Source organism: Bradyrhizobium sp. TM233, assembly GCF_036247965.1.
GTDB lineage: Bacteria > Pseudomonadota > Alphaproteobacteria > Rhizobiales > Xanthobacteraceae > Bradyrhizobium > Bradyrhizobium ottawaense.
Window position 1 is genome coordinate 79,652 of the sequence record NZ_BTIG01000008.1, and the last position, 11,824, is coordinate 91,475.

Sequence of the window (11,824 nt, forward strand, 5' to 3'; positions counted from 1 at the left end):
TCACCGCGTCAGGCTGCGATGACGTCCTCGTCGGTCTTCAGGCAGGCGGCAAAGCCGCTCAGCGCGCTGGTTTGATGGCCGGCGCGACGCTGGATGAAGAGTGTCTCGACCCGCGCATGCGAGGCGCTCAGGGTGTGGATCGAGACGGTGCCATTCATTGCGCTACGTTCGACGACCGCGCGCGGCAGCAACGTCACGCCCATGTCGGCGGCGACGCAGCCGATCATGCCGTCGAGTGTGCCGAGCTCGAAGCGTGCGGCTGAAGGCCAGCCGAACTCGACGAAGATCTGCTCCAGCCGCTGGCGGTAGGTGCAGCCGGTGCGGAACACCAGCGCGGTCGGGCCGGACTCCGGCGTGCCGGCGCGCAGCTCGGCAAGCGAGGCCCAGCGACGCGCGCTGACCAGCACCAGCTCCTCGCGGAAGGCGCTCGTCGCAGCGAGGTCGTCATGCGCGATCGGACCTGCGACGAAGGCGCCATCGAGCGCGCCTTCGAGCACGCTCGCGACGAGGTCGGCGGTTGGCGCGGTACGCAAGGAAAGGCGCACGGCCGGGAAGCGGCGGTGGAAATCGGCGAGCAGCGGCGGCAGCCGCACCGCTGCGGTCGTCTCCATCGAGCCGATCGCAAGCGGTCCCTTTGGCGCGCCATCGTCGCGCGCGGCCAGCACGGCTTCACGCGAGAGTGCGGCCATCCGTTGCGCGTAGGGCAGGAGGCGCCTGCCGGCGCCGGTCAGCGTCATGCCCCGGCTGTGGCGTTCGAACAGCGGCGTGCCGATCTCCGCCTCCAGCGCCTTGACGCGCTGGGTGACGTTGGATTGCACGGTGTTCAGCTCTTCCGCGGCGCGAGTGATGCCGCCGGTGCGGGCGACTGCTGCAAAGGTGTTGAGATCGCTGAGTTCCATGGCCCGTTTCTCTTTTGAGATGGCAGCGTTCTGTAGAATTCAATTTTGAAGAATGATATTCGCGCCTAATCTTCCTGTCCAGAGTGGGAGGACTCATGCCGATTGCCACGCCGCTGACGGAGTTGCTGGGGATCAGGCATCCGATCTTGTCGGCTCCCATGGATACAGTCGCGGGCAGCCGGCTGACGCGCGCCGTCAGCGAGGCCGGCGGATTCGGCATCCTGGGTGGTGGATACGGTGACCGTGTCCGACTTCAGACGGAGGCCGCAGAGCTGAAGGGCTTTGCGCCGTTCGGCATAGGCTTCATCACCTGGAGCCTGGCAAGACAGCCCGAACTTCTCGACATTGCGCTCGACGCTCGTCCGCAGGCCGTGATGCTGTCGTTCGGCGATCCCGCGCCATTCGCGCCGCGCATCAAGGCGTGCGGCGTGCGACTGATCTGCCAGGTGCAGAGCGAGGACATGGCCAGGCAGGCGCTCGATGCCGGCGCGGAGATTCTGATTGCGCAGGGGACGGAGGCGGGCGGCCACGGCGCATCGCGCACCACCGTCGACATCGTGCCGGCGATCGTCGATCTTGCGGCCGGACGTGTGCCGGTCGTCGCGGCCGGCGGGATCGCCGACGGCCGGGGCCTCGCCGCAATGATGATGCTGGGCGCAGCCGGCGTGCTGATCGGCACCCGTTTCTATGCGAGCGCGGAGGCCAACGGGGCGGAGGGGGCCAAGGAGCGTATTCGCAGAGCCGACGGCAATGACACCGTGCGCGGCGTCATCGCCGACTGGTCGCGCAGCCTGTTCTGGCCGGCCCCGTTCACCGCGCGAACCCTGGTCAACGATCACATCAGGCGCTGGACCGGCCGCGAGATCGAGCTCATGCAGCGCGCGAGCGAGGTCGCCGTCGAGTATGCTGCGGCGAAGGCTGTGGGCGATTTCGAGGTCGCCGCGGTCTTTGCCGGCGAGGCGGTCGGTCTGATTCATGATATTCCGCCCGCAGCCGAGATCGTCGAGCGGATTGCGATTGAAGCCGAGCAGCTCCTTGCCGGACGGCGCAACTCCATTGCGTCAGTCGCCTGAACCCAGAGAGAACAACCATGTGGCCTGACCGTCGACTGATCGACCTCTTCAAGACCGAATTTCCGATCGTGCTGGCGCCGATGGCCGGTGTGATGGATGCGGAGCTGGTGATCGCCGCGGCGCAAGGCGGAGCGCTGGGGTCGCTGCCGTGCGCGATGCTGTCGCCGGACAAGATACGCGAGCAGGTCAAGATCATCCGCGAGGGCGTCACAGCGCCGGTCAATCTGAACTTCTTCTGCCACACGCCGGTCGAGCTCACGGCGGAGGCCGAGGCGCGCTGGAAGCAGCGCCTCGCGGGCTATTACAGGGAACATGGCCTCGATCCGGCGGCGCCGGTCAATGCCGCCAACCGGGCCCCGTTCGATGCGGCGACCTGCGCGCTCGTGGAGGAGCTGAAGCCGGAGGTCGTGAGCTTTCATTTCGGCCTCCCGGAGCAGGCCTTCCTCGACCGCATCAGGGCGGCCGGGTGTCTCGTGATCGCCTCGGCGACCACCGTGAAGGAAGCCGTCTGGCTCGACCAGCGCGGTGTCGACGCGGTGATCGCGCAAGGTGCGGAGGCCGGCGGCCATCGCGGCATGTTCCTGACCGAGAAGATAAGCGAGCAGCCCGGCAATCTTGCGCTGGTGCCGCAGATTGTCGATGCCGTGAAGGTGCCGGTCATCGTTGCCGGCGGCATTGGGGACGGGCGCGGCATCGCGGCGGCTTTCGCGCTGGGCGCCTCCGGTGTGCAGATCGGAAGCGCTTACCTGCGCTGTCCCGAATCCAAGGTGACCGCGGCGGGGCGCGCGGCACTGGCCGAAGGACGCGATGATTCCACCGTCATCACCAACGTCATGACCGGGCGGCCGGCCCGCGGCGTCCAGAACAGGCTGATGCGCGAAGCCGGTCCAATCTGCCCGGATGCGCCGCCATTTCCCCATGCGGCAACGGCGCTGGTGCCGTTGAAGGCGGCGGCGGAGAAGCAGGGCCGCGCGGACTTCACCAATCTCTGGGCGGGGCAGGCGATCGCCATGGGCCGGGACCTCCCCGCCGCGGAATTGACCCAGGATCTCGCCAAATCGGCGCTCGCCCGGCTGAAAGCGCTGGCCGGCTAAGTGCTGGCCCCGGTTGCGGCGCAAAACCGGCCTCTGCTATACGGCACATAGGTTTTGCCGTGAGAGGCCTTATATAATGTCCGTCGACGCCGCTACCGTCCGCCGCATCGCGCATCTGGCGCGCATTGCGGTTTCCGAGGACGAGGTTCCGCATCTTCAAGGCGAGCTCAACGCCATGCTCGCCTTTGTCGAGCAACTCTCGGAGGTCAATGTCGAGGGCGTGGAGCCCATGACCTCGGTCACCCCGATGCAGATGAAGAAGCGGCAGGACGTGGTCGATGACGGCGAGATCGCCGACGATATCGTTGCCAACGCGCCCGCGACCGAAGGACACTTCTTTCTTGTGCCGAAGGTCGTCGAGTAACCTGCATAGCGTTTTCGAGCGAAGTGGAAGCCGGTTCGCGTAAAGAGAACGCGTCAAACTAAAGAGTCTCAGGACGCCGCCCGATGTGCATGCTTTGCGACGATGAGAAGGCCTATCAGGCCTACATGAACTATCTCGACAAGATGGAACGGCAGGGCAAGGCTGCCGATCCCAACGTCGCCGTCAATGCCGTGCTCGACGAGATCGAGGCCGCAGCGAATGCGGCCGCCAAAAAAGACGACCCGGCCAACGACAAGACCCTGTCTCCGTTCTTCTGCAGCCCGATCAATAAATGACCGATTTGACATCGTTGACGCTCGCCGAGGCCCGCAAGGGTCTCGCCGACAAGACTTTCACGTCCCTCGAGCTGACCGACGCGCATCTGAGCGCGATCGAGGCGGCGCGCGTGCTCAACGCCTTCGTGATGGAGACGCCGGAGCAGGCGCGCGACATGGCGAAAGCCGTGGACGAGAAGATCGCCAAGGGTGAGGGCGGCCCGCTCGCGGGCATCCCGCTCGGCATCAAGGATTTGTTCGCGACCAAGGGCGTGCGCACCACGGCGTGCTCGAAGATCCTCGGCAATTTCGTGCCGACCTACGAGTCCACCATCACCTCGCAGCTCTGGCGCGACGGTGCCGTGATGCTCGGCAAGCTCAACAATGACGAGTTCGCGATGGGCTCGGCCAACGAGACCTCGTGCTTCGGCCCCGTCGGCAATCCCTGGCGGCGCGAAGGAAGCAACACAACGCTGGTGCCGGGCGGCTCGTCCGGCGGCTCGGCCTCGGCCGTGGCGGCGCTGCTCTGCATGGGCGCGACCGCGACCGACACCGGCGGTTCGATCCGCCAGCCGGCGGCGTTCACCGCGACCGTCGGTATCAAGCCGACCTATGGCCGCTGCTCGCGCTGGGGCATCGTCGCCTTTGCCTCCTCGCTCGACCAGGCAGGTCCCATTGCGCGCAGCGTGCGCGATGCTGCGATGCTGCTGCGCTCGATGGCCGGCCACGACCCGAAGGACACGACCTCGGTCGACATTCCCGTGCCCGATTACGAGGCGGCGATCGGCAGGTCCGTGAAGGGCATGAAGATCGGCATCCCCAAGGAGTACCGTCTCGACGGCATGCCGGCCGAGATCGAAAAACTCTGGAGCGAGGGCGCGGCGTGGCTGAAGGCGGCCGGCGCCGAGCTGGTCGAGGTGTCGCTGCCGCACACCAGATACGCACTGCCGGCCTATTACATCGTGGCGCCGGCGGAAGCGTCCTCGAACCTCGCGCGCTATGACGGCGTCCGCTACGGCCTGCGCGAGCAGGCCAAGAACATCACCGAGCTCTACGAGAACACCCGCGCCGAAGGTTTTGGTGCGGAGGTCCGCCGCCGCGTCATGATCGGCACCTATGTGCTCTCGGCCGGCTATTACGACGCCTACTATTTGCGCGCCCAGAAGGTGCGCACGCTGATCAAGAAGGATTTCGAGGATTGCTTCGCGCGCGGCGTCGACGCAATCCTGACGCCGGCGACGCCGTCGGCGGCCTTCGGCATCGGCGAGAAGGGCGGCGCCGATCCGGTCGAGATGTATCTCAACGACATCTTCACGGTGACCGTGAACATGGCGGGCCTGCCCGGCATCGCGGTGCCCGCCGGCAAGGACGCGCAGGGACTGCCGCTCGGCCTGCAATTGATCGGCCGTCCGTTCGAGGAGGAGACGCTGTTTTCGCTCGGCGAGGTGATCGAGCAGGCGGCCGGCCGCTTCACGCCCGCGAGGTGGTGGTGAATGCCGCCGCGTTCATCGCGAGCCTCGACGGCGCGGCGCCCGCGCCACACCTGAGCGCGCCGCTCGCCGGACCCTGGTGGGCCGCCAAGGGCGATTGGGACCGCGCGCACAAGATCGTCCAGGACGAGAGCAGCCGCGACGCGGCCTGGGTGCATGCCTACCTGCACCGCGTCGAAGGCGATCTCGGCAACGCCGGCTACTGGTACCGCCAGGCCAGCCAGCCCGCTGCTAAGGATTCATTGGAAGCGGAGTGGGAGCGGATCGCTGCCACGCTGCTCGGGAGCACGACATGAGCACGGCCACACACAAGCTTCTCAAGGGCGCCACCGGTGACTGGGAGGTTGTCATCGGCATGGAGATCCACGCCCAGGTGACCTCGAACTCGAAGCTGTTCTCGGGCGCCTCGACCGCGTTCGGCGGCGAGCCGAACACGCATGTCTCGCTGGTCGATGCCGCGATGCCGGGCATGCTGCCCGTCATCAACGAGGAATGCGTCAGGCAGGCTGTCCGGACCGGGCTCGGTCTCAACGCGCAGATCAACCTGCGCTCGGTGTTCGACCGGAAGAACTATTTCTATCCGGACCTGCCGCAGGGCTACCAGATCAGCCAGTACAAGTCGCCGGTGGTGGGCGAGGGCGAGGTGATCGTCGATCTCGACGGCGGCCGCAGTGTCTCCATCGGCATCGAGCGGCTGCATCTGGAGCAGGATCCGGGCAAAATGCTGCACGACCGGTCGCCGTCGCTGTCCTACATCGATTTCAACCGCTGTGGCGTGGCGCTGATGGAGATTGTCTCGAAACCGGACATCCGCGACGCCGAGCAGGCCAAGGCCTATGTGACCAAGCTGCGCTCGATCATGCGCTACCTCGGCACCTGCGACGGCGACATGGAGAAGGGAAGCCTGCGCGCCGACGTCAATGTGTCCGTGCGCAAGCCCGGCGCGCCGCTCGGCACCCGCTGCGAAATCAAGAACATGAACTCGATCACCTTCATCGGCCAGGCGATCGAGTATGAAGCGCGGCGCCAGATCGAGATCCTGGAGGACGGCGGTCAGATCGAGCAGGAGACGCGCCGGTTCGATCCCAACAAGGGCGAGACGCGCTCGATGCGGTCCAAGGAAGAGGCGCACGACTATCGCTACTTCCCCGATCCCGACCTGCTGCCGCTCGAGTTCAGCCAGCAATTCGTCGACGAGCTGAGGGCGAAGCTGCCGGAGCTGCCTGACCAGAAGAAGACGCGCTTCGTCGCCGATCTCGGCCTGTCTGCCTATGACGCGAGCGTGCTGGTCGCCGAGCGCGAGAGCGCGGTGTTCTATGAGACCGTGCTCGACAAGCTCGGCAACCGCGCGCGCGACGGCAAGATGGCGGCGAATTGGGTGATCAACGAGCTGTTCGGCCGTCTCAACAAGGAAGGCCGGGATATTACGGGCTCTCCGGTCAGCGCCGAGCAGCTCTCGGGGATCATCGACCTGATCGGCGAGGGCACGATCTCGGGCAAGATCGCCAAGGATCTGTTCGAGATCGTCTGGCAGGAGGGCGGCGATCCCCGCGCGCTGGTGGAAAGCCGCGGCATGAAGCAGGTCACGGATCTTTCGGCCATCGAAAAGGTTGTCGACGACATCATCGCGGCCAATCCCGACAAGGCCGCGCAGGTCAAGGACAAGCCGCAGTCGCTCGGCTGGTTCGTCGGTCAGGTGATGAAGGCGTCCGGCGGCAAGGCCAACCCGCAGAGCGTCAACGACCTGCTCAAGTCCAAGCTCGGCGTCTGAAGTCACGCGTTCGGACGAGGTGACGACACGCTTCGTCACCTCGCTTTCGGTTCGTGATGCGACGCTCGCGCGCATCCTCGGCGGTAAACTTCATCCCGACCAGACGCGATGCGACGGCCGAATCGCCGTCACGCGATTCGCGTAAAACGGCGGCTCGCACACGCTCCGACGAGCGCTCGCGTCATTAATCATGAAAATATTTTCGTTGCCAAAAATCGCGACTCAGAGTCCGCGAAACGCCTTTGCAAGGTGATCTCGACCGTCACGATGCGCACCGTCGGGTCGATCGTGCGCGATGCGCGCGTGCAGGAAAATACTTGCTGCATAGAGTTTTTTGCAATCGCATCTGTCGCGGACATCGACGATGCGGGCACTCTGCGCGATCGTGCAAACACGTCATGCAGCGTGCTTGCATCGCGCTCGCCAAGCGCACGCGCCTTGCGCCGTCAACACTTCTTTAAGCGAGACGCTGTTTTTTTCGTTGTGTTGGTGTATTCGGGATGAGTGTGCACTCGATCCCCGAATGCATGCAGCGATTAAGCCATCTCACACATCGGAGGGCAACATGGCCAAGAAAGCTAAGAAGGCAAAGAAGGCGAAGAAGGCGAAGAGCGCAGTGAAGAAGACTGCGAAGAAGACCCGCAAGGTCGCCAAGAAGAAGTAACTTCGCTTCTGAAGTTGCCGGCTCCTCGAGAGCCGGCACGTCATCAGCGCCTCCTAGAGGTTCTGGTCGACGATAGAGGGTGTCGGCGAGACATCAGGTCAACGGTCGGATCGCTCTCTTCGCGGTCCGGCAGAAGAAACAAGTTTTCTTCGTTCGGTGCGGGGCCGGTTCTCCGGTTCTGCAATTTCACGAGTGGCCTCGCGGTCAAAGTGGAATCTGGTCCTGACGTGTTCGCCGACGCCCTCGTTCTCCTGAGGCCGGGGTATTGCCGGCATTCCTTTTCCCCACATTGCTGATCTGACCACAGCGCGTCCGCGCCGCGCTTGTCGTGCTGCCTTGGGGCAGGCAAGGGCTGAGGCCCGATTGCGCTGTTTGCGCCACGCTTCGCCATTCGCGGTGTCATCGCCCGGCTCCGACCGGGCGATCCAGCACGCCGAGACGGCAGTGGTTGAATCGATGGGCTGCGGCGTACTGGATTCCCCGCCTGCGCGGGGAATGACGGGGCGGCGGCGGCGCCCCACCGCGCGCGATGGTTATCGATGTCCCAAAATCCCAGGGTAAACCAAATCTGACGAATCGCGGAAGTGCCTGCAAATCAGAGACTTCTTGAATTCTGTGCGCCGGCGCCGCGCGCTCGCGTTTACGTCTGCTTCATCGCGATACTTAAACTGCCATTCAAATTTGCCCGCCATCATCGCCTCCAACAAGCCGGCAAACGGCGTTGGGTAAAAAGAGTAAGGCAAGAAGACTAGGGGATGAGTTGAACAGTGCAGGATCCCGGCAAGGGGCATGCACATCAGAGTTGGACGGGAGCCGCGCTCGGGGGAGCAAGGCACAAGAAAAAAGGGGATGCGTTATGTTTCAGGGTACTTTCGATCTGGAGACGGCAACGCCGATCGACGCGACCGCGCTGTCGGACGTGCTGTTCGAACGTGGGATCTATTGGGCGAGCGGCCGTTCCGGGCTCGTCGATCTCGTCGCCGCGCACAAATGGTTCAACCTCGCCGCCCTGAAGGGCCGCAAGGACGCCGTGACGCTGCGCCAGGAAGTCGCCGGGCAGATGTCGGATGCCGAGATCTCGGCCGCGCAGCGCGAGGCGAGGGCGTGGGTCTCCACGCACTGAACCGAGCATCGCATCCACACCCGTGTTCGCACGGGCGGGCCTGGTTGCGCTGAATCAAGTTTCTTCGTCGTGCCGCCACATAAGACCCGAGCGGCATGAGCGACCTCGACACGAATGGACGATGGCTGCCAATTCAGATCGCTCCCGATGAGTGCGATCTGGAACTCGGGCGTCCGCACAAGACGGGAATTCTGCCCTGGTCGTTTCCGTGCCGGCGCAGGTCCGGCGTCTGGTACAATGTCTGGGCCGGCGAGGCGGTGCTAATTTCGCCCTCGCATTGGCGGATTTGGCGGTTCCATCGCTAGACGCGGACTGACACATATACCGACACATATAGAGAGTGATGCGAATCGAGCCGAGCTTGCCGCGCCGAACCTTGCGCCAGGCTTTCGCGGCCCCACGAGCGCTTTCAGGTGAAAAGACGCCCAGACCTTGATTGATTCTGCCGCTGGGTGGCGGAGAGGGAGGGATTCGAACCCTCGATACAGCTTGAGACCGTATGACGCTTTAGCAAAGCGTTGCCTTCAGCCACTCGGCCACCTCTCCGGTGCGAGCCTTATGCATCTAATTACTCGGGCCGGTCAATTTGGAAGCGTGTGTTTTCGCTCGAATATTCCCAGCGATTTTCGCAGCAAAGCAGTTTGCCCTCGGGGCGTGACCGTAACGTTGCGAGAATGGGCGCCGAGCTGGAACGTCTGGCACATGTCGAAGGCTGGTTTCGCCGATGAAAACCTCTTTGCTCGCGTAAGAGACTGAATTTACTGGACGATTCAATGGGGCGGGGAGCGGGCCTGTCGAAAGTTCGAATCGCGCCATCTTCGCCAGCCGGCCCAATACCCCCGCTATTCACAAAGAGTGCTCCTCGCGCACCTTAAGGCCCTGAAGGCCTTGCCTGCATCAGGCCCGGAGGCGCGGAGCAACTCGATGCCTTCTCCTTGAGTCTCCCTCCGATTCTACGATTCGAGCGCGTCAAAGCCTCTCGAGGCCGAGATCTCGCCTGCTCTGCCTTAAGTGGGGAACTTTGATGGCGAAAGGAACCGTCTCGAAAACGTCAATATAAACAATGTATTGCGAGGGCGGTCCGATCACATCTGCGTGTTATTTGTGCAACACCCGTCGGAAAACAAGCTTCATGGGCCCGTTTCGAAGCGTTCTCTTGTTGTGTGTGCAAGGACGTTCGGTAATTGTGACTGAGCGACGGAGGGGGGCATCCCGAGGTCGTCCCGTTTAGGTCATTTCGCTTAAGTCCCTCGCGTTCATGCGGGTGTGTCCGAAGACGCGAAGGAGCCCGGAGCGGTGATTTAGAGGGGGTTGGGGAATTGGCCGTCCGGTCAGTGACCTTCCCTGAAGAGCAACTTGGAGGTTTAACATGAAGTTGGTTAAGAGCCTTTTGCTCGGCTCAGCGGCGGGTCTGATCGCCGTGGGCGGAGCTCAAGCAGCCGATCTGCCCGTGAAGGCCAAGGCGGTCGAATACGTGAAGATCTGCTCGCTGTACGGCGCGGGCTTCTACTACATCCCGGGCACCGACACCTGCATCAAGCTGGGTGGTTATCTGCGCGCTGAAGTCGCGCTGAACACCAACTCGGACTTCAGCGGCCAGCTCACGTCGAACAACGGCGCGCGCAACCGTCTGACGAACTACTACACCATGCGCGCTCGTGAAGATCTCAACATCGACACGCGCACCGCGACCGAGTACGGCGTCGTCCGTACCTTCTTCGACGGCGTGTTCTCCTGGACCACCGGCAACTACGCCGGCACCGGCAGCGCGACCGGCGCGACCGCCTACAGCGGCACGCTGGCTCTCAACACCTCCGGCGCGACCCCGGCGCTCGTTGGTTCGTCGATCAACGGCACCGACGGCAACACCTCGGGCGGTTCGCTCGGCGTGTACTACGCCTTCATCCAGTTCGCCGGCTTCACCATGGGTAAGGCCGTGTCGCAGTTCGACGCGCCCTGGACCAACTATCCCGGCAACAACTTCGACAGCCTCGTCGGCGGTTCCGGCACGGTCACTGGTGTCAACCAGTTCACCTACACCGCTGACTTCGGTCAGGGCGTGACGGCGTCGTTCTCGGCGGAAGACGCGACGGCTTACTACCAGGCCGGCAACCTCAACATGACCGGCGCTTCGGCGACTGGCATGATCGGCGGTTCGTATGGCTCGAACGCCATCGGCGGTTCGCGTTCGCCGAACCTCGTCGGTATGGTTCGTGTCGACCAGGCTTGGGGTCTGTTCCAGGCGTCGGTCGCTGCGCATGACAACCACGTTGCCTACTACGGCGCCACCGAGCCGACTGGCCACCCCGACGACAAGTGGGGTTGGGCTGTTCAGCTCGCTCTGTCGATCAAGAACATCCCGACTGGTGCGGGTGACGTGATCAACATTTCGGGCGTCTACACCGACGGCGCGTCCCGCTACAACTTCCAGAACCTCGCGGGCGGCAGCTACTCGATGTTCGGCAGCTCGGGCGTTGCCTACCAGAGCGTCGGCTTCGCCATCGCTCCGGACACCGTGTTCGTGACCGGCTCGTCGCAGGAAACCGTCAAGACCTGGGGCTTCCGTGGTGCCTACACCCACAACTGGGATCCCTACTGGAACACCGCGCTGTACGGTGCCTACGCTCAGGCGCAGTTCGGCTCGCTCGCCAAGACCACGCTTTGCGGCGCTGGCGGTGCAGGCGGCGTGTTCGGCGGTCTCGCCGGTGTCACGGGTTGTAATCCTGACTTCGCCATCGGCCAGGTCGGTATCATCACCCGCTGGACCCCGGTCAAGAACCTCACGTTCTCGGCTGACCTGAACTGGACCCATCTCGACCAGAAGTACTCTGGCACGGTTGGTTACGCCGGTTCCGGCACGACGGCCAAGCCGGCCGCCGTGTACGAGCTGAAGGATCAGGACACCATCACCCTGCTCCTCCGCGCTCAGCGCAACTGGTAAGTTCGGTCTAACGACCTGACAGAGAGCCCCGGCGGGAAACCGCCGGGGTTCTTTTTTTGGGCGATCGCTTCTTGTCGGTTGTCAGCGGGCGAGGGGTGGTCGCCGAGCAATGGTCGCCAAGACCGCCCCG

11 protein-coding genes and 1 tRNA gene are annotated in these 11,824 nt (G+C 64.0%); 10 read left to right on the forward strand and 2 right to left on the reverse strand.

Annotation, left to right across the window (positions count from 1 at the left end; genetic code table 11):
• Positions 1 to 8: 8 nt before the first annotated feature.
• Complete coding sequence (locus AABA86_RS18450) at positions 9 to 899, reverse strand: LysR family transcriptional regulator (protein WP_338307816.1); 891 nt, start codon at positions 897 to 899, stop codon at positions 9 to 11.
• A 95-nt stretch (positions 900 to 994) separates the two neighbouring features.
• On the opposite strand from AABA86_RS18450, the gene AABA86_RS18455 reads away from it, so the two are divergent.
• The 9 genes from AABA86_RS18455 to AABA86_RS18495 all read left to right on the forward strand — a co-directional run bounded on the left by AABA86_RS18455 (position 995) and on the right by AABA86_RS18495 (position 8,753).
• On the forward strand, positions 995 to 1,972 hold the full coding sequence (locus AABA86_RS18455; RefSeq protein WP_212245024.1) for an NAD(P)H-dependent flavin oxidoreductase: 978 nt from the start codon (positions 995 to 997) through the stop codon (positions 1,970 to 1,972).
• Between the two features lie 17 nt (positions 1,973 to 1,989).
• Positions 1,990 to 3,066 (forward strand): NAD(P)H-dependent flavin oxidoreductase, encoded by a 1,077-nt coding sequence (locus tag AABA86_RS18460; RefSeq protein ID WP_338307819.1) that lies wholly within the window; start codon positions 1,990 to 1,992, stop codon positions 3,064 to 3,066.
• A 76-nt stretch (positions 3,067 to 3,142) separates the two neighbouring features.
• Positions 3,143 to 3,430, forward strand: coding sequence for an Asp-tRNA(Asn)/Glu-tRNA(Gln) amidotransferase subunit GatC (gene gatC, locus AABA86_RS18465; protein WP_128265297.1), 288 nt, complete (start codon positions 3,143 to 3,145; stop codon positions 3,428 to 3,430).
• A gap of 83 nt (positions 3,431 to 3,513) precedes the next feature.
• Complete coding sequence (locus AABA86_RS18470; protein ID WP_212245013.1) at positions 3,514 to 3,726, forward strand: hypothetical protein; 213 nt, start codon at positions 3,514 to 3,516, stop codon at positions 3,724 to 3,726.
• Positions 3,723 to 5,198: an Asp-tRNA(Asn)/Glu-tRNA(Gln) amidotransferase subunit GatA gene (gatA, locus tag AABA86_RS18475; protein WP_338307820.1), complete on the forward strand. Its 1,476-nt coding sequence runs from the start codon at positions 3,723 to 3,725 to the stop codon at positions 5,196 to 5,198. The genes AABA86_RS18470 and gatA overlap by 4 nt, the downstream gene beginning before the upstream one ends.
• Entirely contained in the window at positions 5,189 to 5,491 is a 303-nt protein-coding gene (locus AABA86_RS18480; RefSeq protein WP_338307821.1) for a hypothetical protein, read from the forward strand. The genes gatA and AABA86_RS18480 overlap by 10 nt, the downstream gene beginning before the upstream one ends.
• Positions 5,488 to 6,966 carry an Asp-tRNA(Asn)/Glu-tRNA(Gln) amidotransferase subunit GatB gene (gatB, locus tag AABA86_RS18485; RefSeq protein WP_338307822.1) on the forward strand — a complete coding sequence of 493 codons (1,479 nt, stop codon included), beginning with the start codon at positions 5,488 to 5,490 and terminating at the stop codon, positions 6,964 to 6,966. Before AABA86_RS18480 ends, gatB begins: the two co-directional genes overlap by 4 nt.
• 108 nt (positions 6,967 to 7,074) lie before the next feature.
• Positions 7,075 to 7,470, forward strand: a complete 396-nt coding sequence (locus AABA86_RS18490) for a hypothetical protein (protein ID WP_338307823.1) — start codon at positions 7,075 to 7,077, stop codon at positions 7,468 to 7,470.
• A 1,016-nt stretch (positions 7,471 to 8,486) separates the two neighbouring features.
• Complete coding sequence (locus AABA86_RS18495) at positions 8,487 to 8,753, forward strand: hypothetical protein (protein ID WP_018321086.1); 267 nt, start codon at positions 8,487 to 8,489, stop codon at positions 8,751 to 8,753.
• A gap of 453 nt (positions 8,754 to 9,206) precedes the next feature.
• Here AABA86_RS18495 and AABA86_RS18500 read toward each other — a convergent pair.
• Positions 9,207 to 9,299 (reverse strand) — tRNA-Ser (locus tag AABA86_RS18500).
• Positions 9,300 to 10,122: 823 nt separating this feature from the next.
• On the opposite strand from AABA86_RS18500, the gene AABA86_RS18505 reads away from it, so the two are divergent.
• Positions 10,123 to 11,694 carry a porin gene (locus tag AABA86_RS18505; protein WP_212244988.1) on the forward strand — a complete coding sequence of 524 codons (1,572 nt, stop codon included), beginning with the start codon at positions 10,123 to 10,125 and terminating at the stop codon, positions 11,692 to 11,694.
• Positions 11,695 to 11,824: the final 130 nt, after the last annotated feature.

Coding starts and splice junctions, on each gene's coding strand:
- AABA86_RS18495 (WP_018321086.1), top strand. CDS start 8,487: ATGTTTCAGGGTACTTTCGATCTGGAGACGGCAACGCCGATCGACGCG.
- AABA86_RS18490 (WP_338307823.1), top strand. CDS start 7,075: ATGCGACGGCCGAATCGCCGTCACGCGATTCGCGTAAAACGGCGGCTC.
- AABA86_RS18450 (WP_338307816.1), bottom strand. CDS start 899: ATGGAACTCAGCGATCTCAACACCTTTGCAGCAGTCGCCCGCACCGGC.
- gatB (WP_338307822.1), top strand. CDS start 5,488: ATGAGCACGGCCACACACAAGCTTCTCAAGGGCGCCACCGGTGACTGG.
- gatC (WP_128265297.1), top strand. CDS start 3,143: ATGTCCGTCGACGCCGCTACCGTCCGCCGCATCGCGCATCTGGCGCGC.
- gatA (WP_338307820.1), top strand. CDS start 3,723: ATGACCGATTTGACATCGTTGACGCTCGCCGAGGCCCGCAAGGGTCTC.
- AABA86_RS18455 (WP_212245024.1), top strand. CDS start 995: ATGCCGATTGCCACGCCGCTGACGGAGTTGCTGGGGATCAGGCATCCG.
- AABA86_RS18470 (WP_212245013.1), top strand. CDS start 3,514: ATGTGCATGCTTTGCGACGATGAGAAGGCCTATCAGGCCTACATGAAC.
- AABA86_RS18505 (WP_212244988.1), top strand. CDS start 10,123: ATGAAGTTGGTTAAGAGCCTTTTGCTCGGCTCAGCGGCGGGTCTGATC.
- AABA86_RS18460 (WP_338307819.1), top strand. CDS start 1,990: ATGTGGCCTGACCGTCGACTGATCGACCTCTTCAAGACCGAATTTCCG.